19 protein-coding genes are annotated in these 23,001 nt (G+C 65.6%); 10 read left to right on the top strand and 9 right to left on the bottom strand.

What is annotated here, in order from left to right:
- Window positions 1-7: 7 nt before the first annotated feature.
- The 4 genes from purU to AC4BCK_RS01550 all read right to left on the bottom strand — a co-directional run bounded on the left by purU (window position 8) and on the right by AC4BCK_RS01550 (window position 5,842).
- Complete coding sequence (purU, locus tag AC4BCK_RS01565; RefSeq protein ID WP_310110045.1) at window positions 8-937, bottom strand: formyltetrahydrofolate deformylase; 930 nt, start codon at window positions 935-937, stop codon at window positions 8-10.
- A 3-nt stretch (window positions 938-940) separates the two neighbouring features.
- Window positions 941-2,866, bottom strand: coding sequence for a BCCT family transporter (locus tag AC4BCK_RS01560; protein WP_366285272.1), 1,926 nt, complete (start codon window positions 2,864-2,866; stop codon window positions 941-943).
- A gap of 259 nt (window positions 2,867-3,125) precedes the next feature.
- On the bottom strand, window positions 3,126-4,541 hold the full coding sequence (locus AC4BCK_RS01555; protein ID WP_490566502.1) for a ferredoxin reductase: 1,416 nt from the start codon (window positions 4,539-4,541) through the stop codon (window positions 3,126-3,128).
- A complete protein-coding gene (locus tag AC4BCK_RS01550; RefSeq protein WP_174179033.1) occupies window positions 4,538-5,842 on the bottom strand; it encodes an aromatic ring-hydroxylating oxygenase subunit alpha in 1,305 nt (434 codons plus the stop codon). Before AC4BCK_RS01550 ends, AC4BCK_RS01555 begins: the two co-directional genes overlap by 4 nt.
- A 160-nt stretch (window positions 5,843-6,002) precedes the next feature.
- Here AC4BCK_RS01550 and AC4BCK_RS01545 point away from each other — a divergent pair, with 160 nt between their 5' ends.
- Window positions 6,003-6,935 carry a LysR family transcriptional regulator gene (locus tag AC4BCK_RS01545; RefSeq protein ID WP_490566501.1) on the top strand — a complete coding sequence of 311 codons (933 nt, stop codon included), beginning with the start codon at window positions 6,003-6,005 and terminating at the stop codon, window positions 6,933-6,935.
- 66 nt (window positions 6,936-7,001) lie between these two features.
- Here AC4BCK_RS01545 and AC4BCK_RS01540 read toward each other — a convergent pair whose 3' ends face one another.
- Entirely contained in the window at window positions 7,002-7,808 is an 807-nt protein-coding gene (locus AC4BCK_RS01540) for an IclR family transcriptional regulator (RefSeq protein WP_490566500.1), read from the bottom strand.
- Window positions 7,809-7,843: 35 nt separating this feature from the next.
- A complete protein-coding gene (locus AC4BCK_RS01535) occupies window positions 7,844-9,103 on the bottom strand; it encodes a helix-turn-helix transcriptional regulator (protein ID WP_490566499.1) in 1,260 nt (419 codons plus the stop codon).
- Window positions 9,104-9,235: 132 nt separating this feature from the next.
- On the opposite strand from AC4BCK_RS01535, the gene hxlB reads away from it, so the two are divergent.
- Both hxlB and hxlA read left to right on the top strand, forming a co-directional pair.
- Window positions 9,236-9,838, top strand: a complete 603-nt coding sequence (hxlB, locus tag AC4BCK_RS01530; RefSeq protein WP_490566498.1) for a 6-phospho-3-hexuloisomerase — start codon at window positions 9,236-9,238, stop codon at window positions 9,836-9,838.
- A 58-nt stretch (window positions 9,839-9,896) separates the two neighbouring features.
- Window positions 9,897-10,520 carry a 3-hexulose-6-phosphate synthase gene (gene hxlA / locus AC4BCK_RS01525; protein WP_174179041.1) on the top strand — a complete coding sequence of 208 codons (624 nt, stop codon included), beginning with the start codon at window positions 9,897-9,899 and terminating at the stop codon, window positions 10,518-10,520.
- A gap of 102 nt (window positions 10,521-10,622) precedes the next feature.
- Here hxlA and AC4BCK_RS01520 read toward each other — a convergent pair whose 3' ends face one another.
- A complete protein-coding gene (locus AC4BCK_RS01520; RefSeq protein ID WP_363956013.1) occupies window positions 10,623-12,182 on the bottom strand; it encodes a glycoside hydrolase family 32 protein in 1,560 nt (519 codons plus the stop codon).
- A 279-nt stretch (window positions 12,183-12,461) separates the two neighbouring features.
- On the opposite strand from AC4BCK_RS01520, the gene AC4BCK_RS01515 reads away from it, so the two are divergent.
- The 5 genes from AC4BCK_RS01515 (at window position 12,462) to AC4BCK_RS01495 (ending at window position 18,291) form a co-directional block, all read left to right on the top strand.
- Complete coding sequence (locus tag AC4BCK_RS01515) at window positions 12,462-13,898, top strand: glycoside hydrolase (RefSeq protein WP_490566497.1); 1,437 nt, start codon at window positions 12,462-12,464, stop codon at window positions 13,896-13,898.
- A 47-nt stretch (window positions 13,899-13,945) separates the two neighbouring features.
- Window positions 13,946-15,280 carry an ABC transporter substrate-binding protein gene (locus tag AC4BCK_RS01510; RefSeq protein WP_490566496.1) on the top strand — a complete coding sequence of 445 codons (1,335 nt, stop codon included), beginning with the start codon at window positions 13,946-13,948 and terminating at the stop codon, window positions 15,278-15,280.
- 100 nt (window positions 15,281-15,380) lie between these two features.
- Complete coding sequence (locus AC4BCK_RS01505; protein WP_251420958.1) at window positions 15,381-16,262, top strand: carbohydrate ABC transporter permease; 882 nt, start codon at window positions 15,381-15,383, stop codon at window positions 16,260-16,262.
- Window positions 16,259-17,164, top strand: a complete 906-nt coding sequence (locus AC4BCK_RS01500; protein WP_363936707.1) for a carbohydrate ABC transporter permease — start codon at window positions 16,259-16,261, stop codon at window positions 17,162-17,164. Before AC4BCK_RS01505 ends, AC4BCK_RS01500 begins: the two co-directional genes overlap by 4 nt.
- Before the next feature lie 38 nt (window positions 17,165-17,202).
- Window positions 17,203-18,291: a LacI family DNA-binding transcriptional regulator gene (locus AC4BCK_RS01495; RefSeq protein ID WP_490566495.1), complete on the top strand. Its 1,089-nt coding sequence runs from the start codon at window positions 17,203-17,205 to the stop codon at window positions 18,289-18,291.
- Here AC4BCK_RS01495 and AC4BCK_RS01490 read toward each other — a convergent pair.
- Window positions 18,239-19,513 (bottom strand): MFS transporter, encoded by a 1,275-nt coding sequence (locus AC4BCK_RS01490; protein ID WP_490566494.1) that lies wholly within the window; start codon window positions 19,511-19,513, stop codon window positions 18,239-18,241. The two genes, AC4BCK_RS01495 and AC4BCK_RS01490, sit on opposite strands and share 53 nt — an antisense overlap.
- A gap of 100 nt (window positions 19,514-19,613) precedes the next feature.
- Window positions 19,614-20,285 (bottom strand): GntR family transcriptional regulator, encoded by a 672-nt coding sequence (locus AC4BCK_RS01485; protein WP_251420740.1) that lies wholly within the window; start codon window positions 20,283-20,285, stop codon window positions 19,614-19,616.
- 155 nt (window positions 20,286-20,440) lie between these two features.
- Between AC4BCK_RS01485 and glyA the strand changes: the two genes are divergently transcribed.
- Window positions 20,441-21,781, top strand: a complete 1,341-nt coding sequence (gene glyA, locus AC4BCK_RS01480; protein ID WP_285835568.1) for a serine hydroxymethyltransferase — start codon at window positions 20,441-20,443, stop codon at window positions 21,779-21,781.
- Window positions 21,778-22,998 carry a sarcosine oxidase subunit beta family protein gene (locus tag AC4BCK_RS01475; protein ID WP_104185774.1) on the top strand — a complete coding sequence of 407 codons (1,221 nt, stop codon included), beginning with the start codon at window positions 21,778-21,780 and terminating at the stop codon, window positions 22,996-22,998. The genes glyA and AC4BCK_RS01475 overlap by 4 nt, the downstream gene beginning before the upstream one ends.
- Window positions 22,999-23,001 lie beyond the last annotated feature (3 nt).

Here is a 23,001-nt window from a genome sequence, read left to right as displayed (position 1 = left end):
GTTCGCGTTAGCGGAAGACGACGGTGCGGGTGTTGTTGAGCAGGACCCTGTGCTGGCAGTGCCACCTGACGGCGCGGGACAGTGCCTGCGATTCGGCGTCCCTGCCCACAGTGACCAGTGCATTCGGGTCCAGGCTGTGGTCCACGCGGAACACTTCCTGCTCGATGATCGGGCCTTCGTCCAGGTCTGCGGTGACGTAGTGCGCGGTGGCGCCGATGAGCTTCACGCCGCGGTCGTAGGCCTGGTGGTAGGGCTTGGCCCCTTTGAACCCGGGCAGGAAGGAATGGTGGATGTTGATGGCGCGGCCGCGGAGGGTCTTGCTGAGGCCGTCCGAGAGGACCTGCATATAGCGGGCCAGGACCACCAGGTCCGCCTGGTACTCCTCGACCAGTTCCAGCAGGCGCGCCTCGGCCTGCGGCTTGGTGTCCGCGGTGACCGGGACGTGGATGAACGGCAGGCCGGCGGCTTCCGCCATAGGGCGGAGGTCCTCGTGGTTGGACACCACGACGGCGATCTCCGCACCCAGGCTTCCGGCGCGCCACCGGAAGATGAGGTCGTTGAGGCAGTGGCCGAACTTCGAGACCATCACCAGCACGCGCTGGGGGCTGCCGTCGTGGATGGCGAACTCCATGTCGAATTCATCGGCAGTGGCGGCGAACTCTGCGCTGAGGCCTTCCGCGGAAACTTCCTTGTCCCCCGGGGTGAAGGCCGTGCGCAGGTAGAGCTTGCCGCTCATGTGGTCATCGAACTGCTGGTGTTCAACGATGTCGAAGCCGCGGTCAGCGAGGAATGCGGTGATCGCCCGGACGATTCCGGGGCGCTCCGGGCACGCCAGCGTGAGGACGTACTGTGCGGTGCCGGTACTGCGAACGCTGGGGACGGCGCCGGCTTCCGCCGTCGCGTTGGCGGCAGGGCGGCCCTCAAGGACTGTGGTCATGGTCTACTCCTGGTTCTTTGCGGGGGCTGGGGTGTCAGCGGCGGAAGCGGCGCACGGGCCGTCCTCCGAACAGTGCTGATCACATTGGTGCTGGGTCACGAGATCGAACTGGACGCCGCCGTGCTGGTCCACTCCGGTCCGGATGGCGCGTTCCACCACCGAGTCGGCGAGCCGCCGCCGCAGGGACAGCGGGTCCCGGCGCAGGTCCTTGACCAGGGCGAAGCAGAGCAGCAGCATGACCAGCACGAACGGCAGGGCTGCCACGATGGTGATGCGCTGCAGCCCGGAGAGCGCCTCCGAGGGCTTGTCGCCTCCGGCGAGCAGCATCACGGCCGCCACGGCGCCGGTGAGCAGGCCCCAGAAGATGACCAGCCCTCGTTTTGGTTCGGCAGAACCGTTGGAGCTGAGGGAAGACATCACCAGTGACGCCGAGTCGGCGCCGGTGACAAAGAAGATTCCCACCAGGACCATGGCCAGGACAATGACTGCTCCGGTCAGCCAGCCCGGCATGGCCAGGTTGTTGACGAGGTCGAACAGTGCTCCGTCGAAGTCGATGGACGGTGCGCCGTCAGACATGGCCACCAGCCCCGGCTGGCCGGCCTGGTCCGCTTTCTCCTGGACCTTGAACGCGGCCCCGCCGAAGATGCCGAACCAGATGACACTGACAACGCTGGGGACCAGCAGGACGCCGGTAACGAACTGCCGGATGGTGCGGCCGCGGCTGATCCGGGCGATGAACATGCCTACGAAAGGCGTCCAGGACACCCACCATGCCCAGTAGAAGATGGTCCAGCCGGACATCCAGGTGCGAAGGGCCTCGTCACCGACCGCCTCGGTGCGGGAGGACATTTCGGCCAGATCCCGGGCGTAGTCCCCCACTGCGGCAGGGATGAGGTTCAGGATGAAGAGCGTGGGGCCCGCGATGAAGACGATGAGCGCCAGGACCACGGCCAGGACCATGTTGATGTTGGACAGCCACTGGATGCCGCGGCTGATGCCGGACACTGCCGAGGCCACAAAGCAGGCGGTCAGGACGGCCACAATGGCCACGAGCACGGGCGTGCCCACCTCGCCCATCCACCCGTTTGAGCTCAGCCCGCTGCCGATCTGCAGGGCGCCGAGTCCCAGAGAGGCCGCCGTGCCGAACAGCGTGGCGAAGATTGCCAGGATGTTGATGAACTTTCCTACCGGCCCTTCCACCGTCCTGATGCCGAACAGGGACGTAAAGGCTGCGGAGATCAGTTGCCTGCGCCCCAGGCGGTAGGTGCCGTAGGCCATGGCGATTCCGACGACGGCGTACATCGCCCAGGGATGCAGGGTCCAGTGGAAGATGGAGGTGGCCATGGCTGTCTGGATGGCAGCGGGCGTCCGGCCGTCCACGGTGCCCGGCGGTGGGGCGATGTAGTGGTACAGCGGCTCGGCCACGCCGTAGAACATCAGGCCGATGCCCATGCCGGCGGCGAACATCATGGCGATCCACGAGACCGTCCGGAATTCGGGCCGTTCCCCGTCCTTGCCCAGCGGGATGTTGCCCCATTTTCCGAGTGCCAGCCAGAGGACAAAAATGACGAACAGCGAGGCCAGCACCATAAAGAGCCAGCCGGTGTATTCCATCACCCAGTCCAGCGCGACGGTTGAGGTTGCAGCCAGGCTGTCCCGGCCCAGGAAACCCCAGGCCACGAACGCGAGGGCCAGGATGCCGGTGATGCCGAAGGTGGCCTTGTCGAGGGTGAGCTTACGGTTCCGGCGCTCCGCCACGGCCTGCTCGGCCTTGGTCTGGCGGAGTTCCTGCATGATCTGCTGGGTGTCCTCCGCGTCGAGTGAGTCGTGGGCGGAAGGAGAGTTCTCCGGCGCAGGTGGAACGAGCTTGGGCTCCTCCTGCTCAAGGGGGGAATGGGCATCCGGGCGGATGTCGCTGTTCAAAGCCATGTCAAGTCCTTTGGTTTGAATTCATGGGCTGGCGCAGTGCTCCGGCGTCCCCAAGCCGGGCGGAGGATCTGGTGCTTCCTGGCATTCAGTAAGCAGAATCAGCTTTGCTGTGAACGGGGCGGTTGTTCCGCAAGGATCAACACGTCTCGCAATAAGCAACAGAGTGGCCCGGGCCAATCTCGCGTGTCAAGGATTTTCCGAATTCTTAAGCCCTATTTCGGGGGCTCGGCTGCGCCTTGACCGTGGTCCGGGAACAGGGTCAGGCATCGATCACCAGGTCCGTCTGCGCGGTGGAGCAGCAGGGCAGGAACTTGCCTGCAGAGATTTCCCGTGCCCGGATCCCGCCCTGGTGGTTCATCTCGACTTCCCCGGAAAGCTTGACGACCTTGCAGGAGCCGCACATCCCTTCCTTGCAGTTCGCGCCAATCCTGACTCCAGCACGCTGGGCCACCTCGAGGATGCGCTCGCTTGGGTCGATCCGGACATTGATGCCGGTACGCGTGAAGGACATGGTGAGGCTGCCTGTTCCCACCGTGTCAAAGCTCGAGGCGTCAGGGGAGCCGGCGTCCGGCTCGCCGCCCGGGCTGTCGGCGGAGGGGCCTGGGCCGGGCGCCTCCGGGTCGACGATTTCCAGCGGCATCCCGGAGGCCTGCAGGGTTCCGTCGGCGTCGTAGCCAGGCTCGTAGAGGCCGAACGCGGCCGGCTGGCTTTCAAAGTAGTCCTCGGCGGATTCGGCGATCTCCTCAGCGATCTCCTCCGCAACGTCGGCTGCAAGCGCCACCTCCGCCTGGTATTCAAGGAGCGTCTGGCGGTCTCCCGAGAAGAACTCCATGTAGATGGAAGTGTCATCGACACCGACCTTCCTGAGGAGCCTGGTGGCGGTGTTCAGGTAACCCTCAGGACCGCAGGCGTACACCTGGCGGCCGTTGGCGTCCGGGGCCACCTCCTCGAGCATGGCCGCCGTCAGCCTTCCGCTGAGCCCTTCCCACCCCTCCGGTACCCTGCGGTCGCCCAGGGAGTAGTGGACCTTGACGCGTGAGTCCACGGAGGCGATGTAGGCCAATTCCCGGTGGAAGGCAAAGCCGCCGGCATCCGAGCCATGGTAGAGCACCACAACATCGGCGTGTCCGGGCAGGGAGTGGATGGTCCGCACCATGGACATGATGGGAGTAATGCCTGCGCCGGCGGCAAGCAAGAGGTACCGTGCCCGCCGGTCTGCATCAGGCAGGTGGAATGCTCCCACCGGTCCGAGCATCTCTAGGACGGTGCCGGGTTTGACGTTCTCGTGCACCCATGGCGAGACCAGGCCCGTGGGGTCACACTTGACGGTGATGCTGAAGGTCCACGGCTGGGTGGGCGAACTGGACAGCGAGTAGCTGCGGTCCGCTGGCTCCTGGTCTTCGCCATTCACGGGAAATGCGACGTTCACGTACTGGCCCGCACGGAACGCCAGGGGCGCACCGTCACAGCGGCGGAACACGAAGGTCATCATGCCGCCGGCCTCGGGGACCGTCTCGACGCATTCGGCCATAAACTCCTGCGGATGCCATGGGCCCAACGCTCGGGCTGCCCGGGCGGGCGTCTCGGTGCTTCCCATCACCCTGTTCCACGGCATCTCAAGACCCCGGATACGCTGTGGTTCCTGGATTGCCGTTTCAGTGAGGAGTTCAATCATGCCAAGTGCTCCTGCACGCGCTGTACGTACCAGTTGATGAATGCCTCCACCTGGTATTCGCTCTTCATGTAGGGGCCCGGCTCGTAGGCGGGGCTGCCGGCACCCTGCTGGCAGAGCTCCACGAATGCCTTGTCCTGCAGATTGGTTTGCTTCCAGGTGTAAGTGAGCTTTTCCAGGTCGTAGTCGACGCCTTCCACGGCGTCGTCAGCCACCAGCCATGTGGTGCGCACGAGGCTTTGGTGCTCGTTGATGGGGAAGACACCGAACGTGATGACGTGGTCGCCCAGGAAATGGAACCAACTGTTGGGCTGCAGGTGCATGGAGCAGCGGCCAAGGCGGAAGTCGGGCAAGTCGCCGAGCAGCTTCTTGGAAAGCCTGCGCCCGTCGGCAGAGAACGATTCGCCCTCTCCATCGAGTGATTCCCGTGAGATGCGGAGTCCCGCGATGCGGGTGTCAAGCTGCTCGACCACCTCGTAAGGAAGGCCATAGCGGCGGCAACGCTCCTCGAGGGAGGACTGGGCTTCCTTGTTCCGGTTCCACACTTCCTCAAGGTGGGGCGGGATAAGGCCCTCCGTCAGGCCCCAGGTGGGGAAGAGGGAGCAGGCGAGCTCGGGGTGGCCGTCACAGTGGTAGCACTCACGGTTGTTCTCCATGACGAGCTTCCAGTTGCCCTCTTCGATGATGTTCTGCTGGTAGGCGATCTTTGTCTTCGAGAGATCGTGGGGCGCCAGGTAGGGCTCGAAGATTTTCGCGGTTTCGTCGAAGTCCGTTGGCGGTTCATCCGCGATGCAGACGAAGATGAGTCCGGCGACCTCGCGTCCGTGGGCGCGCTTGAGGCCGAAGCAGCTCTTGTCGAACTTCGTTTCCCCCGGAGCGGAGGCATGGATCAGATTTCCCTCCGGCGAGTAGGTCCACGAGTGGTAGCCGCACACCAGGTTTCCGGTTGACCCTGCAGCGTCAGTCAGGACGCGGGCGCCGCGGTGGCGGCATACGTTGTGCAGGACGTTCACGCCGCCGTCGTCGTTGCGCAGCACAATCAGGGAGTATGGCCCGTAGTCGACGGTGACGTAGTCACCCGGCTCGGGCAGCTCGGCGGTGCTGGCTGCAAAGATCCAGTGCTGGCCGAAAATGGCCTCCATGTCCACCTTGAAGATCGAGGCATCAGTGTAGAAGGGGGCGTCGAGGGAGTAGCCGGTGCGACGGAACTCAAACAACGCGGTGATCTCGGCCAGCTGCTCGGCAGGCAATGATGCAGCGATTTTTCCGCGTGAATTGAGGGGCACGTTCACTGAAGCAGTCATGGGTTTCCTCCCGGGAGGCATGGGTAGTGGGTGTTGCGTGTTGACCAGGGGTGCGGGGGTGGTACCGGCAGTGGTCGATGTACTCGTTGTCATGAGATTAGGGTCACAACTACTGCAAGAAAAGCGCAAAACTTTGAAGATTACCGTGCAGAATAAATGCATGATTGACGCGCGACTCATCACGCTCCGCGTATTCGCCCGGTGCGGCACGGTAGGCGCGACCGCGGAACTCACGGGCTATTCCCCCTCCGCCGTCTCCGCGCAGTTGCGGGAGCTCCAACGCGTACTCGGAATGCAACTGCTGACGAAAGACGGCCGGGGCCTGCGGCTTACCGCCACGGGACGTTTTCTCGTGGCGGGCTCGGATCCCCTCATCGCCCAATGGGAGAGCCTGCGCGCCGCGGCCATGGAGGCCGGCGACCAGGTGCAGGCCCATCTTGGCCTCGGCGGATTCTCCTCTGCAGCCGCCCACTTGCTGGCGCCGCTGGCCGCCACCCTGCGCTCGACACACCCCTCGCTGGAGGTGCAGGTTCTTGAGGCTGAGCCTGCCCGCTGCTTCGACTTGCTGATTGCGGAACGGATCGACCTGGCAGTCATTGTCGCCATGCAGTCCGACAGTTATGGTGAGGACGATCCGCGCTTCGAGCAGAGAGTCCTGCTCGACGATCCACTGGACGTGATCATTCCCGGTGACCATCCGCTGGCATCACGGGAAACGGCGACGCTCGAAGAGCTGGCATCGGAACCCTGGATCACGGAGGCCGCCGGTTCCGCCTACCACTCCCTCTTCACCGCGGCCTTCACGGCAGTCGGGGTGACGCCGCGGATTGCCCACGAAGCCGTTGAATGGGAAACCCACATCGCCTTCGTGGGTGCCGGGCTGGGCGTAGGCCTGCTGCCCCGGCTTGCACCTTTGCATGGTGCCGAAAACGTGGTTCGGCTGCGCCTCACCGGCCGGGCGAAACCCACGCGCCGCATTGTCGCCGCGGTGCGCAGGGGCAGCATCGCCTCACCCCTGATCCAGGAGTCGCTCCGCATCCTGCACGTTAACGCCAACCGGATCCTTACCGCCCGTCTCGAAGAGGATCTCTGAGCGCTGCCTGCGCGCGGAATCACAGCGTTTGGCAGCCTCCCAATCCTCCCTGTGGACCCCGCCGCACTACCGCCGGGTGTAGCCCATCCTTGCACTCACCTGGAGGCCTGCATCCTTGAGGCCTTCTGCCAGTCCCGGCTCCTTCTCCGGATCGAAACGGAAGGCCGGCCCGGAGATGCTGATGGCGCCAATGACGGTTCCCAGGTGGCTGTACACCGGCACGGACATCGAGTTGATTCCGATTTCGAATTCCTCCCGGGTCACGGCATAGCCGTCCCGGGCCACGGTGATCAACTCGGTTTCAAGGTCTTTGCGGTTGGTGATGGTACGCGGGGTCCGCGCCGGCAGCCCCGTCTCCGTCAGGATCCGGTCCCGGTCATCCGCTGAAAGTGCCGCCAACAGGACTTTGCCGCTGGAGGTGGCGTGCAGCGGGGTCAGGCTGCCCACCCAGTCATACGTGGCCAGTGTTGACGGCCCCATCGCCTGGTCTACGTTCACGGCATAGTTGGAGCGCAGCACGGCGAGGTTCACTGTCTCCTTGAACTGGTCCGCCAGGGCCTCCATGACCGGACGGGCCTCCCGCACCAGGCTCAGGCGCCCGGGGATGGAGCTTGCCAGCCGGAGGATGCCGAAGCCCAGCTGGTACTTTCCGCGCTCACTGTTCTGGTGGACCATCTCCCGGCTCACCAATGAGCCGAGCAGCCGCGACACAGTGGATTTGTGGATGCCCATTTCCTCGGCAATGTCGCTCACGCCGGCGTGGCCGTCCCGTGCCAAGATCTCAAGGACCGCGAGGGCACGGTCCACGGACTGGACGCCGCCGTGGCCCGCTTCACCATCGACGTCGGGTTCGCGCTCATTGTTCGAAGCCATGACTAATACTCTCAAGTAGCTTGCGCCGCGTGAAATCAGCGCAGGCCGTTGCTGTGGGCGAGCGCCATCGCCTCAGTGCGCGACGATGCGCCGATCTTCCGGTAGAGGTTGCGCAGGTGGAACTTCACGGTGTTTTCGCTGATGTGGAGTTTCGCGGCAATCCCCCGGTTCCGCTGGCCGGCGGCGAGAAGCTGGAGGACCTCCAGCTCGCGCTCCCCCAGGTTCCACTGGGCGACGTCGGCCAGCGGCCGGGCGGGCGGATCCAGCGGAATTGCCACGGCGACGTCGGCGCCCCAGCCGGGCACCACGTCCACGCCCATGCTCCCGTCCAGCGCTTCAACACGCTGGACCAGGCGCGCCATCGCAGGCGCCGACGCGGAAAGCTCGCCCGGGCCATCGTCGCGCACGTTGATGAGGAGGTTCACGCCGTCGCAGTCCCATTGCGTGCGGATCCGGCGGACGCCCTCCTGGTCCACCATGGCGAGGACCAGCCCGCGGACAATCGCCCTGGCAGCATGAGCCACCTCACCGGGAAGCGCGCGGCCGTTCACTGGCGGTTCGATGAACTGGACGTCGATGCCGCTGAAGCCCATCAGCGGCCGGAGGTCCTCGCGGAGCCGCTGGAATGCTGAAGCGACCGGTTCCTCCACGAGGTCGGTGGTGCGGTCGCTGAGGGTGCGCAGGCCCACCAGTGCCCTGGCCGCGACGTCCGTTGCCGCCGTCCGGGCCGCGGCGTCCCCCAGCGAAGGCGACCTCAGCGCCGCGAGCAGCGTTTCGAGGGTGGTGGAGTGCTGGTCCACCAGTTCAGCGGTCACCCGCAGGCGCTCCGCCGAGGCGGCGCGTGATTCGATGAGGTACGACGGCGGCGCATCAGCCACCTTTTCGCGGATCCGTTCAGCTGCGAGGGTCCAGAGGTAGTGCAGCATCCACTGCGCCTCCGGCCTGGCCGGCTGCGGGTCCGAGAGGACCAGAAGCGCATTGCTCGGCGAGGACACCGCGAGCACCGGGCGAACGCCACCGCCGAACGAGGCGTCCCCGCTCCAGGTTCCGGCGTCGCCCGCCTCCACGAGCGTTGCACGGATGGCATCCAACTCCGCTATGGACACCTGGCTGATGATGGCCTCGTCACCGGCCTTCTTCTGCGGCCGGCCGGTGCAGTCCTCCGTGAAAATCACCAGCGCGCTGGACGTGATGTACGGGGCGGCAGCCGCGCGCAGCTGGTGCGCCATATCCAACAGGGGTGCCGTTGCCAGGGCGGCTATTGATTGGAGCAGGGCTGCGTCTTGGTGATCCACGAGTCCAGTGTAGGTGGGCCGCCCCCGATGCACCTACCCATTCGGATGGCCAAGGCCGCCCCATCATGCCGTTCCACCCACCCCCTGGGCAGGCGAGGATGGATAGGCGCCCACGTCCCAGGAGGTAAACGCATGAACGCCACCACAGAAGCAGGCCCGGCCGCCCTGACGGGAACGGCACGGGCTTTCCACCACAACCGTGGCCTCGTCCTGGACGAAATCGGCTCGGTGTTGCAGCAGGTCGACCCGCTCGAGGTAGCCGCGCTGGTGACCGAACTTCGGCTGGCAGACAGGATTTTCGTGGCCGGCGCCGGCCGCAGCGGCCTGGTCCTGAAGATGGCAGCCATGCGGCTCATGCACCTGGGGCTGACGGTCCACGTGGTTGGCGAGACCACGGCGCCGGCCATCCGCGCCGGCGACCTGCTCCTCGCGGCTTCCGGTTCCGGCACCACCGCCGGCGTCGTCAAAGCCGCGGAAACCGCAGCCGCCCACGGCGCCTGCGTGGCTGCCTACACCACCGCCCAGGGTTCCCCGCTGGCGGCCGCTGCTGCCGCCGTCGTGATCATCCCTGCCGCCCGGAAGACCGATCACGGCTCGTCACTCACGCGCCAGTACTCGGGCAGCCTCTTTGAGCAGGTGCTGTTCGCCGCCACCGAGGCGGTGTTCCAAAGCCTGTGGGACGAGGACGCCGCCGCCCCGGAGGACCTCTGGCTGCGGCACGCAAACCTTGAGTAGGTTGCCCGGCCCCTTCCCCCAACACAAGAAGCAGGAAACAAGAGAAAGCGACCCCCACATGAAACTGCAAGTAGCCATGGATGTCCTCACCGTTGAGGCCGCACTGGACCTGGCCGGCAAGGTTGCCGAGTCCGTGGACATCATCGAGCTCGGCACACCCCTGATCAAGAACGCAGGGCTCTCCGCGGTAACCGCCATCAAGACGGCCCATCCGGACAAGATCATCTTCGCGGACATGAAGACCATGGACGCCGGCGAGCTCGAGGCCGACATCGCCTTCAACGCGGGCGCGGACCTGGTGTCCGTCCTGGGCAGCGCCGACGACTCCACCATCGCCGGCGCCGTCAAGGCAGCCACAGCCCACAACAAGGGCGTAGTGGTGGACCTGATCGGTGTGGCGGACAAGGTGTCCCGCGCCAAGGAAGCGCGCGCCCTGGGCGCCAGGTTCATCGAGTTCCATGCCGGCCTGGACGAGCAGGCGCTGCCCGGCTACAACCTGAACGTCCTGTTGGGCGCCGGAGAAGAAGCCCGCGTGCCCTTCTCGGTGGCCGGCGGCGTGAACCTCTCCACCATCGGGGCCGTGCAGCGCGCCGGCGCGGACGTGGCCGTTGTGGGCGGTTCCATCTACAGCGCCGAGGATCCCGCCCTGGCGGCCAAGGAACTGAAGGCTGCCATCATCTGATTCTTCCTGCCGGCCGCTGGTTTTCCCGCCGGCTGCTGAACATGCCGCAATACCGACGGCGGCCTCCACCGATGCGTGGGGGCCGCCGCTTCGCGTGGCCGGCTACTGGAAGGACCGGATGGTGATGCCGGAGAACGTTGCAGGCCCGCCGTCGGTGTAGAAGGAGATCCCGGTGTCGCGGTCGGCGAAGTGCACCTGCTGCGAGAGCACCGTGTGGCCGGCGTTGACGAACACCTCGACGCTTTGGGTGTCCACGAAGATCCGCAGGTGGACGGACCGCGCGGCGGCGTCGATGGGCGCTGCCGCACGCGTGTACGGCAGCAGTGGGAAGCCGGCAAGGTCCGAGGGCGCACGGTCCACGTACAGCTCATTGCCGTACTTGCCGATGTTCGTGTGCCGGGCGCCGTCGGCGGAGCGGCCCACCGAGACTCCGATGTTCGCGGCGGCCTCCCAGGAGATGTCGAGCTCCAGTTCGTAGGCACGGCCGCACCAGGGCAGGACATAGCTGCCGTTAACCGTCCGGGCCGGGAACGCGGTGGTGGAGCCGGCGTAGTTCGAGAGCGCCGTGACGGGACTGCTGAGGAGGCTGTACCAGCCGCCGCCCTGGCGCGCCAGGCGCAGTTCCCGCACGATCGAGTTCTGCCCGTTGTACCCGTCGGACGCATCCGTGGGAACGTCGCGGGCGGCGTACTTCCAGTTGTTCATCCACCCGATCGCGTACCGCCGTGTTGCGGGCGCCTCTGCAGCCGGCCATGTCACCGCGCCGTACCAGTCCCAGCCCCAGTCCAGCCATTGCGGATTGCTGACGTCGTCGGCCAGGAACTGCTCCCCGTCCCACGTGCCGGTCCAGTAGGCGTAGGTCATGGGCAGTCCGATGCTGTAGGCGTCCATGCTGGCGCCGAGCACCCAATGGCTGGTGCCGTCGTCGGCCGTCATCTCGAACAGGTCGGGGCATTCGATGCCGCCCAGCGCGGGGTTGGGGAAGTCGAAGTTGCGCTTCAGCTGCCAGTCACGCAGGTTCTGGGAGGTATAGAAGGCCGCATACCGCGCCCGGCCGATCACGCAGACCCACTCGTTGCGCACCGCATCCCAGTGGATCTTCGGGTCCCGGAACCATTCGGCATTATCGATTTCCGCCTGCGTGGTGGCCGCCCTTCCGTCCGTGTTCACGATGACCGGGTCCGGCAGCGCAGTGAACGTGTAGCCGCCGTCGGTCGACCAGTAGAGGTACTGCTCCTGGTACTTGCGGATGCCACCGGTGGGCTGGGTGGCAAGGACCACGATGGCCCCCGCGCCGAAGCCCGCTGTGTTGGCGGTATCCACCACTGCCGATCCGGACCACACGGGGAAGTCGGGCTGCAGCGGCAGCGCATCCCCGTGGTGGGTGAATGCCACGCAATCTGCCGTGGTGGCGTGATCCCAGCCGCCCTGGCCGTTGTTCTGCGTGGAGTGCAGGTAATAGAGGTGGTACTTGCCGTCCAGGAACACCGGGCGCTGCGGGTCGCACAGCCAGCCGGACGGCGGCGTCATGTGGTAAACGGCCCGCTGTGAGCCCTGCGCCGCCCGGGCAGGGACGGCAGCTGCGGCACCGCCCATGAACAGGGCGAGCGCTCCTGCTCCGGTGCCTTGCAGGACGTGGCGACGGGAAAAGGCATGTGTCATCGTTGACTTCCTTTCAGGGGGCGGCTGCTCCGCCTGGCGCTCGGGGTAATGGAACCTTCGGTGGTTCGCTGATCGGATCACCGGCTGCTTAAGCGCTTTAGCAGAAGAACATACCGAGCGGCAACCCCACGGTCAAGCGTTTCAGCAAAAGTGCCCTCCGTCACAAACCAGCCGCAAAAGACCTTCGGAACAATTTTTGCTAAAACGCTTGATCAAGGTTCCATTTCACGCTAGCTTCATGGTGATCAAACGCTTTAGCAGAAATGGACATCAACGCCGATGAGCTACCCAGTCTTCTTCCAGCCCGCCGATGCATGGGTTGGAGACCTTATCCCTTACCAGAAGGACGGGGAGTTCTGGCTCTTCTACCTTCACGAGGTACGCGCCGACCCGAAGCCCGGCACGGCCTGGAACCTGGTGACCACCAAGGACCTCACCCAGTTCCAGGACCACGGGGTGGCCCTCCCCCACGGAACCACAGAGGACCTGGACTTCAACTGCTACACAGGCAGCGTCATTGCTGACGACTCAGGCGTCCACCACCTGTTCTACACCGGCCAGAACCCGGGCAACCTCGGGACGGACGGCCTGCCCCTGCAGCTGGTCATGCACGCCACCAGCACGGACGGCATGAACACGTGGGTCAAGCACCCGGAGCTTACGTTCGGCGCACCGGACGGCTACGAGTCAGCGGACTGGCGGGACCCCTTCGTCTTCCGTGACGAGGCGGCCGGCCTGTGGCGGATGCTCCTGGCGGCCCGGCACTCCGACGGTCCCGAACGCCGCCGCGGGGTCATCGCCCAGTGCGTTTCCACGGACCTGATGACGTGGGAGCACACGGACCCGTTCTGGGATCCCCGCAGGTACATCACGCATGAATGCCCGGACGTCTTCGAATGGAACGGGTGGTGGTACATGGCCTACTCCGAGTTTTCCGAAACGTTCACCACCCGGTACCGGATGGCCAAGAGCCCCACGGGGCCGTGGACAGTTCCGGACCTGGACAGCATCGACGGGCGTGCGTTCTACGCCTCCAAGACGGCGGAGCGGGACGGCCGGCGGTTCTTCTTCGGCTGGATTGCCAGCAAGGAAGGCAATTGCGACGACGGCGCGTGGCAGTGGGCGGGCACCATGTCCGTCCTGGAGGCACGGCAGAACCCCGACGGAACGCTGGCATTCGGCCTCGCGGACGAGCTTGTGGACAGCTTTTGGGACACGGTCCCGCTCGAGCTGGAGAGCCCGCTGCCCATCCGGTTGGACGCGCCGGACTCCTATAGAGCCGCCGTCACAGCACAGGACCTGCCCACGCAGTTCTATGCCAAAGCGGTGCTGGACATCCAGCCGGGCACCACGGAATGCGGGATCCTGCTGCGCTCCAGCCCGGACGGCGACCACTCCTACGTCCTCCGCCTCGAACCGAAGCGCGGACGCCTTGTGTTCGACCGGTGGCCCCGGACCATCACCGGGGCAGCCCAGTGGCATGTCTCGGGCGACGTTCCCTACGCCATCGAACTGGAACGCCCCTGCGACCTCTCCCCCGGCAGCCACACGCTGGAAGTGGTGGTCGACGGCGACCTGTGCGTCGCCGTCGTGGACCGCCAGGTGGCGCTCAGCACCCGCATCTACGACCTCCCCGCCGGCGGAATAGGCGTGTTCGCCGGCGAGGGCACGATTACCGTCACGGATTTCGACGTACGCAAGCGCACCGACAACTGAATACCCCAACACCCATCCTCCGTTCCAATCAAGGGAGATTGACCCATATGAAGAACATGTTCCGCGCTGCCGCTGCCGCAGCCGTCACCGCCCTGGCACTGACAGCCTGCGGGGGCGCGAGCTCCACCGACCCGTCCAACGTCAGCCCCACCGGCGAGATCAAGGCCCGCAAGATCTCGTGGCTGCTCTCCCGCCCCGCTGACGGAGCGGTCATCAACATCATGAAGAAGCTCGCCGACGACTATGCCAAGGACCACCCGGGCTTTGAGCTCAACCTGATCACCACCCCGGACCGGCCCTCCTACATCCAGAAACTCGAAACCCTGGCGGCAGCCAACAAGCTGCCCGAACTGTTCGATACGGACGCAACTCCCTTCGCCCAGCAGCTGGCCAAGCAGGGCAAGATGGTGGACGCCGAGAAGCTGCTGGAGTCACTGGACATCTACGACAACTACCGTCCGGGCGCGCTGGACTACCAGCGCTTCGACGACGGCTCCCTGTACATGATCCCCTTCCAGTTCGAGCTGGAATTCATCTGGTACAACAAGGCACTGCTGGAGAAGGCCGGCGTGGCGGTACCAACATCGCTCGATGACATCCCGGCCATGTGCACCGCCCTGCGCAGCGCCGGCATCACCCCCATTGCCATCGACGGCCAGGACCAGTGGCCGCTGGAACGCTACATTGCCTACCAGCCCTTCCGCGAAGCCGGCCCCGAGTTCGTCCAGAAACTGAAGAAGGGCGAGGCGAAGTTCAGCGATTCTGCCGGCCAGAAGACCGTGAGCTGGATGGCGGAACTGGGCAAGGCCAAGTGCTTCCAGGACGGCTTCTCCGCCCAGGGCTACTCGGACGCGCAGAACCAGTTCACCTCCGGACAGGCCGCCATGTACAACATCGGCACGTGGGAACTCCCCAGCCTGGCCACGGACAAGCTGGACCCGGCCGTCCGCAACGACATCGACTTCTTCACCCTCCCCACCACGGCAGGATCCGTGACGGGGGCCAACGAGTTCGTGTCGCCGTCCGGCATCGGCATGGCCGTGAACGCCAAGACCTACGATCCCCTGGTGAGCGACTTCCTGAAGTTCGCCCTGGAAAAGTACCCCGCGGAATATGCCGCCACCGGGGCACTGTCCCCCACCACCGACGTCGAAACCGTTGTGCCGGCCAATGCCACGCCGCTGTACCAGAAGGCCCTGGACCAGGCCGACGGCCTCGGTTCCAAGCAGGCCATGCCGTGGGACACGCAGCTGGACCCGACCACCAACGGCCGGCTGCAGCAGGAGCTGGTGCTGCTGGTGCAGGGCAACATCACGCCTGAGCAGTTCACCGAAACCATGGACAAGACGATCGCGCAGAACGCCCCCAAGTTCTTCAAGTAGGCACTGCTTTCCCACGAAACCAACGCGGCGGGGGAACGCACAAGCGAAAGCGTTCCCCCGCCCGCAAGGCCCGAAAGGCCCCGCCATGCAACCCAACAGGATGCTGCCCAACAGGTCACGGACCTCGGTCCTGGTCTTCCTGCTTCCACCGCTGCTCCTTTACGGCGCAGCAGTCCTCTTTCCCATCCTCCAGTCCCTGTTCCTGAGCTTCTTTTCCTGGAACGGCATCAGCGATATGGAGTTCGTGGGCCTGGACAACTACGTCCGGATGTTCGTCGCCGACGATATCTTCTGGCGGGCGTTCCTGAACGCCCTCGTCTACCTGGCCATCTGCCTGGTGCTGCAGCTCGGCGGCGCCCTGGTGGTTGCCAGCCTCCTCACGTCGCTCCGCCGCGGGCGTGAACTGATCAAGACCCTCTACCTGCTGCCGGCCGTGATCTCCACGGTGGCCATCGCCTTCCTCTTCGTGCGGATCTACTCCCTGGAACCCGTGGGCCTTCTCAACCAGCTGTTCCACTGGGTGGGCCTCGACAGCCTCGAGCGGCCCTGGCTCTCGGACGTCAACACGGTCCTTGCGGCGGTCTCCGCACCGGAAGGATGGCGTTTCACCGGACTGTACATGCTCATCATCTACGCGGCCCTGCTCGCTGTGCCCAAGGAGCTTGAGGAAGCCGCCGTCCTGGATGGCGCGTCCCGGTGGACGCTGTTCACCAAGATCCGCTTCCCGTACATCCGCCCGGTGTGGATCACCACCACCATTATGGCCACCACCTACGGGCTGCGCGGTTTCGACATCCCCTACCTGATGACCAACGGCGGTCCGGGGCAGTCCTCGGAACTGCTCACCACCTACATGTACAAGACGGCGTTCACCAGCACGGACTTCGGCTACGCCAGCACCATCTCGGTGTTCATCGTGGTTGAGTGCCTCGTCGCCGTCGGCCTCATCCTGTTCCTGCTGAAGCGGAAGGCAGACTCATGATCACCCAGGCAGCCCCTCCCACCCCGCCCGCCGCCGTCGTACCCGTCCGGCCGCCCGGAAAGCGCCGCCGGCGCAGGCCCGACCTGTTCCGGACGCTGTCCCGCGTGCTGATCATGCTCATCGTGATCGTGCAGGTGTACCCGCTGGCGTGGCTGTTCCTGACCAGCCTCCGCACGGAGCAGGACTTCGCCACCGGTGATCCGTTTGCCCTGCCCAGCTCCCTGACATGGGAGAACTATGCCAGGGCGTTCGAAACCGGCGACCTGGGGCGGAACATCCTGAACAGCTTCATCGTCACCATGGGGGCGAACATCCTGATTGTCCTGCTGGGCATGATGGCCGCCTACGCCATCCAGGTGCTGGGGTTCCGGCTCAGCAAGCTGGTCCGCGGCCTGTTCCTGATCGGCATCATCGTCCCGGTGCAGATAGCCCTGGTCCCGTTGTTCATCGACTATTCGGCGGTGAACCTGCTGGACACCTACCTCTCGATGATCATCCCGCTGGCCGGGTTCTCGCTTCCCATGGCCATCTACCTCTTCTGCTCGTTCTACGAGTACATCCCCAAGGAAACCTACGAGGCAGCATCCCTGGACGGCGCCGGCCCCTACCGGATCTTCGGGCTGATCACCATGCCGCTGTCCCTGAACACCGTGGTGACCGTGGTCCTGGTGAACAGCATCTTCATCTGGAACGACTTCATCTTCGCCAACACCTTCGTCCTGTCCGAGGACCTGAAGACCATTCCGCTGGGCCTGCAGAACTACATCGGCGCCATGGGCAAGGTGGACTGGACGGCAACGTTTGCCGCTGTATGCGTGACCATCACCCCCCTGCTGCTGGTGTTCCTGGTGCTCAACAAGGCCATGATCCAGGGACTTGAAAGCGGGGCGACGAAGGGATGACGGCAACGGCGGATGGATATACTCCTCAAGGAGGGCAGATGAGTTCAATGGAGAATGGTGCGGAGGGGCCGGCACCTGCCGCCCGGGCGCCGAAAACCCCGGAGCGCGCGCACCCCGTCACCCTCCGCGACGTCGCAGAAGCGGCCGGCGTTTCCACAGCCACGGTGTCCCTGGTGGTGAACAAGAAAAAGGCCGCCCGTATCGCCGAGGAAACCCGCCGGCGGGTGCAGGACGCCATCCGGACGCTGGGCTACCGGCCCAACGCGATGGCAAAAACCCTGGTCAGCGGCACGTCCCGGTTCATCGGGCTGGTGGCGGACGGCGTTGCCACCACGCCTTTCGCCGGCCAGATCATCCACGGAGCCCAGGACGAGGCGTGGAAGCACGGGTACGCCCTCCTCATCGCCAACACCGAGGGCAACGGAGAGCTCGAGCAGGACGCCATCCAGATGATGCTCGAATACAAGGTCCGCGGCATCCTCTACTCCACGTGGTTCCACCGCCAGACGGACATTCCGGCGCCGCTGCGGGAGGCCGGCTTCGTCCTGGTTAACTGCTTCTCCAATGAGCCGGGCACCCGGGCCGTGGTGCCCGACGAGGTGCAGGGCGGCCGCTCTGCCACGGAAATCCTGCTGGGGCACGGGCACCGGAAGATTGCCTTCATCAATGCCACCATTCCGGCGCCGGCCAAGGACGGGCGGCTCCAGGGGTACCGGGAAGCGCTGGAAAAGGCAGGTGTTCCGTTCGACCCCGAACTGGTGCTGGAAGCCTACCCGGACCAGGAAGGCGGCTACGGTGCCACGTCCGATCTCCTCACCCGCGGCGTGACCGCGGTCTTCTGCTACAACGACCGGATGGCCATGGGCCTCTACGACGGCCTGCGCGAGCACGGCCTGTCCATCCCCGACGACATGGCCGTAGTGGGGTTCGACAACCAGGAAGTCATTGCCGCCCACCTGCGGCCGCCGCTCTCCACCGTGTCCCTCCCCCACTACGAACTGGGCGCTGCCGGTGTGAGGATGCTCCTCGGGCTGGATGGGGCGCCCGGAACCGCAACGGACGGGGTGGCCCGGATCAACTGCCCCGCCGTGGAACGGACGTCCGTCCGGGCCCAGGCGCACGCCTGACGGGGGCCTGCGCCGCAGGGCTGATGACCCGGTTCCGCCCGGCGAGCACACCCGTCACGGCGAGGACGGCCATGATGCCCGCAGTGACCAGGAGGGGAAGCGTCCAGTCTCCGCTCAGATCGCGCAGCCCGCCGAACATCATCGGCCCCACAGCCGCCATGCCGTAGCCGATGGACTGCGCCATGCCGGACAATGATGCCGCCTGCGGGTAGTTGACGGTCCGGAGGCTGAACAGAGACAGGGCAATGACGATCAGGCTCCCGCACCCGGTTGCCCCCAGGAGGACCCACAGCAGAATGAGGTCCGGCGCAAGCGCCAGGCCCAGGAACGTCACAACCATAACGGCTCCGCTGGCGAAGCAAACGATCCGCTGGTCCGATCCCCGGTGAAGGATGCCCCCTGCGGCAAGGCTGGCGAAGACGCTGACGAGCAGGAAAACGGACAGGTGGATGCCGGCGGTAGTGGCCGGCACCCCGCGGCTTTGTTCGATGGTGGGCAGCCACGCCATCAGGACGTAAAAGGCAATTGACTGCAGCCCCATGAAGATCGTCACCTGCCAGCCCAAGGGTGAAGTCCACGGCGACCGGTAGGACACGTCCGGCCTGGCGGCGCTCACGGTGCCGGAGCCGTGCCGACGCAGCCACGGCAGGAGCACCGCCATGGCAATGAGGGCAAGTCCCACCCAGATGCCGAGGGCAAGGCGCCATCCCGCGGGGGACGCTTGCGCCACGGGCACGACGACGGCGGCCCCCATGGCGGCAAAGGCGGCCTGGGTCGCGGTGTAGCTTCCGGTGAGCTGGCTGACCCTCGTGGGAAAGTCCCGCTTCACCAGTGAAGGGACCAGGACATTGAGGAACGCGATTGCGAGGCCAATGAGTGCTGTGCCCAGCCAGATGAAGCCGGGCACGGGCAAGGAGCGGAGCACGATGCCCGAGGCCAGGATCAGCAGGGACATCCACAGCGCACGGTCGAGGCCCAGGCGCGAAGCGAGGCCGGGCGCCACGGGCGAGAAGACGGCAAAGGCAATGAGCGGAAGACCCGTCAGGAAACCTGCCGCGGCGCTGGACAGGCCAAGGTCGGAGCTGATGTTGGCCAGGACCGGCCCCACGCTGACAAAGGACACCCGAAGGTTGACTGCGATGAGCAGGACGCCGATGAAGGCGAAGCCGAACCTGGCAGTGCGGTCCTGTGCGTTCCGGGCGGCAGCGGGCATAGAGCGCATTCCATCCTTTCAGGAGTGAGAGAGCGTCCCGGTTTATACGGCGTTAAGTGAGAGAGCGTCCCGGTTTATACGGCGTTAAGTGAGAGAGCGCCCCGGGGGGCTACAGCACCTTGCGGATGGTTTCCTCGAAGCTCGTGACATGGTGCAGGGCCAGCTCGGCAGCCTTGTCAGCGTCGCCGGCGGCCACCGCCTTGAGCAGGTCCACGTGCTCGGTGATGTGGCCGCTCACTGACGGCACCTTGTCCAGCACCACGCACCAGATGCGGGTGGCCAGGTTGTCGTAGCGGATCAGGGTGCTTTCCAGGTGCGGGTTCGCGGCCGCCTTGTAGATCAGCCGGTGCACCATCAGGTCATAGCGCATCAGCTCGCGCGACTCCCCCTGGCCGGGCCCCAGCTCCGCGATGGCATCGGCCACCTGCAGCAGTTCGCGGCGCATGCTGTCACTGGCCCTTTTCGCCGCCCGGCGCGCGGCCAGCGGCTCCAGGAGTTCCCGGATTTCCGAGACGTCCGCCAGCTCCGTGAAGTCGACATTCGTGGCGAAGGTGCCGCGGCGGGGATAGGAAATGACCAGGTGGTCAACCTCCAGCCGCTTGATGGCCTCCCGCACGGGGGTGCGCCCAAGCCCGAGTTCAGCCGCCACCTGGCCCTCGTTGATCGGCTCGCCGGGGCGGATTTCCAGCATGATCAGTTTGTCCCGCAGCTGCCGGTAGGCGGCCTCAGCCTGGGACGGTGCCTCGTCCTCCGCCTGAGGCAGGGCAAGAAGTGCATTCAACGCGCCGCTCCGTTCTCCGCTGACGTGACGGGCTGCCCGTGCCGGGCTTCACGTCACTTTCGTCCAGCTATTGACTCTGCTGTGATGCCGATCATACCATTGAGCTCACACTGATATATCAGTTAGTAAGCAAGTGGTATTTCAAAGGAGCATCCGTGGTTGAGCAGTTGAACGAGCGACTTTCGGTCGTTGATCCCGAGGTCCAGCAGGCCATTGCCAGTGAGCTGGGCCGCCAGCAGTCGACGCTGGAAATGATCGCCTCCGAGAACTTTGCCCCGTCCGCGGTCATGGAGGCCCAGGGCTCGGTACTGACCAACAAGTACGCCGAGGGCTACCCGGGCAAGCGCTACTACGGCGGCTGCGAGCACGTGGATGTTGTGGAGCAGCTCGCCATCGACCGGGTCAAGGCCCTGTTCGGCGCAGAATTCGCCAACGTCCAGCCGCACTCCGGCGCGCAGGCCAATGCCGCCGCCATGTTCGCCCTGCTGAACCCGGGCGACACCATCATGGGACTGAGCCTGGCCCACGGCGGCCACCTTACCCACGGCATGAAGATCAACTTCTCCGGCAAGCTCTACAACGTGGTCCCGTACCACGTAAGCGAATCGGACCTTCGCATCGATATGGCCGAGGTTGAGGCGCTGGCCCTGGAACACCGGCCCAAGCTGATCGTGGCCGGCTGGTCCGCCTACTCCCGCCAGCTGGACTTCGCCGAGTTCCGCCGCATCGCCGACCTGGTGGACGCGTACCTCATGGTGGACATGGCCCACTTCGCAGGCCTGGTGGCCGCCGGCCTGCACCCGAACCCGGTGCCCTACGCCGACGTCGTCACCACCACCACCCACAAGACCCTCGGCGGCCCGCGCGGCGGCGTCATCCTTGCCAAGGAGCAGTACGGCAAGAAGATCAACAGCGCCGTGTTCCCCGGCCAGCAGGGCGGCCCGCTGGAGCACGTGATCGCCGCCAAGGCCGTGGCCTTCAAGCTCGCCGCCTCCCCCGAGTTCAAGGAACGCCAGCAGCGTGTCCTTGAGGGATCCAAGCTTCTCGCCGAACGGCTCCTCCGCGACGACGTTGCCGCGGCCGGAATCTCCGTGGTCAACGGCGGCACCGACGTGCACCTGGTCCTCGTGGACCTCCGCAATTCCGAGCTGGACGGACAGCAGGCCGAAGACGCCCTGCACCGCATCGGCATCACCGTCAACCGCAACGCCGTCCCCTTCGATCCCCGCCCGCCGATGGTCTCCTCGGGGCTGCGCATCGGCACCCCGGCCCTCGCCACCCGCGGCTTCGGCGCCAAGGAATTCGAGGAAGTCGCAGACATTATTGCGACGGCGCTGATCGCCGCTGCGGGCAGCGGCACCCTGGGCGACAGCACCGCCGTCGAACTCCGCGCCCGCGTCACCGCCCTGGCCGAGCAGTTTCCCCTCTACCCACACCTCAGCAACGGCACTGAAGTTGCCGCCCTTGAAGCAGACCTGATTGGAGCAGCCCAGTGAGTGCAGACCTCCTCCCCGAGCACCCCGACTTCCTCTGGCGCAACCCGGAGCCCAAGTCCTCCTACGACGCCGTGATCGTGGGCGGCGGCGGGCACGGCCTGGCTACCGCGTACTTCCTGGCCAAGAACCACGGCATGACCAACATCGCCGTCCTGGAAAAGGGCTGGCTGGCCGGCGGCAACATGGCCCGGAACACCACCATCATCCGTTCCAACTACCTCTGGGACGAGAGCGCGGCCATCTACGAGCACGCCCTCAAGCTCTGGGAGATCCTGCCGGAGGAGCTTGAGTACGACTTCCTCTTCAGCCAGCGCGGCGTGATGAACCTCGCCCACACCCTGGGCGACGTCCGTGAAAGCATGCGGCGCGTGGGAGCGAACAAGCTCAACGGTGTGGACGCCGAGTGGCTGGACCCGAAGCAGGTCAAGGAACTTTGCCCCATCCTGAACATCAGCGACAACATCCGCTACCCCGTCATGGGCGCCACGTACCAGCCCCGGGCCGGCATCGCCAAGCACGACCACGTTGCCTGGGCCTTCGCCCGCAAGTGCGATGAGATGGGCGTGGACATCATCCAGAACTGCGAAGTCACCGGCTTCGTCAAGGACGGCAACCGCGTGGTGGGCGTCAAGACCAACCGCGGCACCATCAACACCGAAAAGGTGGGCCTCGCCGCCGCCGGGCACAGCTCGGTCCTGGCCGAGATGGCCGGCTTCCGGCTCCCCATCCAGTCCCACCCGCTCCAGGCCCTGGTCTCCGAGCTGCACGAACCCGTCCACCCCACGGTGGTCATGTCCAACCACGTGCACGTCTACGTTTCCCAGGCCCACAAGGGCGAACTGGTGATGGGCGCCGGCGTCGATTCCTACAACGGCTACGGCCAGCGCGGCTCGTTCCACGTGATCGAGCACCAGATGGCCGCCGCCGTCGAGCTCTTCCCCATCTTTGCCCGGGCCCACGTGCTCCGGACCTGGGGCGGCATTGTGGACACCACGCTGGACGCCTCCCCGATCGTGGGCAACACCCCGGTGGAGAACATGTTCGTGAACTGCGGCTGGGGCACCGGCGGATTCAAGGCCACCCCCGCGGCCGGGCTCACCTTCGCGCACAACATCGCCACGGGCTCCCCGCACAAGCTGAACAAGCCGTTTGCGCTGGAACGCTTCGAAACCGGCGCGCTGATCGACGAACACGGCGCCGCCGCCGTGGCCCACTAGCCG

Source organism: Pseudarthrobacter sp. As-47 (genome assembly GCF_058215595.1).
This window is presented reverse-complemented; position numbering and strand designations above follow the sequence as displayed.

Bases quoted from the DNA above. Each gene is read 5' to 3' on its own strand.
- AC4BCK_RS01545 (WP_490566501.1), top strand. From the start codon at position 6,003: ATGATTGACGCGCGACTCATCACGCTCCGCGTATTCGCCCGGTGCGGC.
- AC4BCK_RS01515 (WP_490566497.1), top strand. From the start codon at position 12,462: ATGAGCTACCCAGTCTTCTTCCAGCCCGCCGATGCATGGGTTGGAGAC.
- purU (WP_310110045.1), bottom strand. From the start codon at position 937: ATGACCACAGTCCTTGAGGGCCGCCCTGCCGCCAACGCGACGGCGGAA.
- AC4BCK_RS01550 (WP_174179033.1), bottom strand. From the start codon at position 5,842: ATGACTGCTTCAGTGAACGTGCCCCTCAATTCACGCGGAAAAATCGCT.
- AC4BCK_RS01510 (WP_490566496.1), top strand. From the start codon at position 13,946: ATGAAGAACATGTTCCGCGCTGCCGCTGCCGCAGCCGTCACCGCCCTG.
- AC4BCK_RS01500 (WP_363936707.1), top strand. From the start codon at position 16,259: ATGATCACCCAGGCAGCCCCTCCCACCCCGCCCGCCGCCGTCGTACCC.
- AC4BCK_RS01520 (WP_363956013.1), bottom strand. From the start codon at position 12,182: ATGACACATGCCTTTTCCCGTCGCCACGTCCTGCAAGGCACCGGAGCA.
- AC4BCK_RS01555 (WP_490566502.1), bottom strand. From the start codon at position 4,541: ATGATTGAACTCCTCACTGAAACGGCAATCCAGGAACCACAGCGTATC.
- AC4BCK_RS01495 (WP_490566495.1), top strand. From the start codon at position 17,203: ATGAGTTCAATGGAGAATGGTGCGGAGGGGCCGGCACCTGCCGCCCGG.
- AC4BCK_RS01490 (WP_490566494.1), bottom strand. From the start codon at position 19,513: ATGCGCTCTATGCCCGCTGCCGCCCGGAACGCACAGGACCGCACTGCC.
- AC4BCK_RS01540 (WP_490566500.1), bottom strand. From the start codon at position 7,808: ATGGCTTCGAACAATGAGCGCGAACCCGACGTCGATGGTGAAGCGGGC.
- AC4BCK_RS01560 (WP_366285272.1), bottom strand. From the start codon at position 2,866: ATGGCTTTGAACAGCGACATCCGCCCGGATGCCCATTCCCCCCTTGAG.
- hxlB (WP_490566498.1), top strand. From the start codon at position 9,236: ATGAACGCCACCACAGAAGCAGGCCCGGCCGCCCTGACGGGAACGGCA.
- AC4BCK_RS01505 (WP_251420958.1), top strand. From the start codon at position 15,381: ATGCTGCCCAACAGGTCACGGACCTCGGTCCTGGTCTTCCTGCTTCCA.
- hxlA (WP_174179041.1), top strand. From the start codon at position 9,897: ATGAAACTGCAAGTAGCCATGGATGTCCTCACCGTTGAGGCCGCACTG.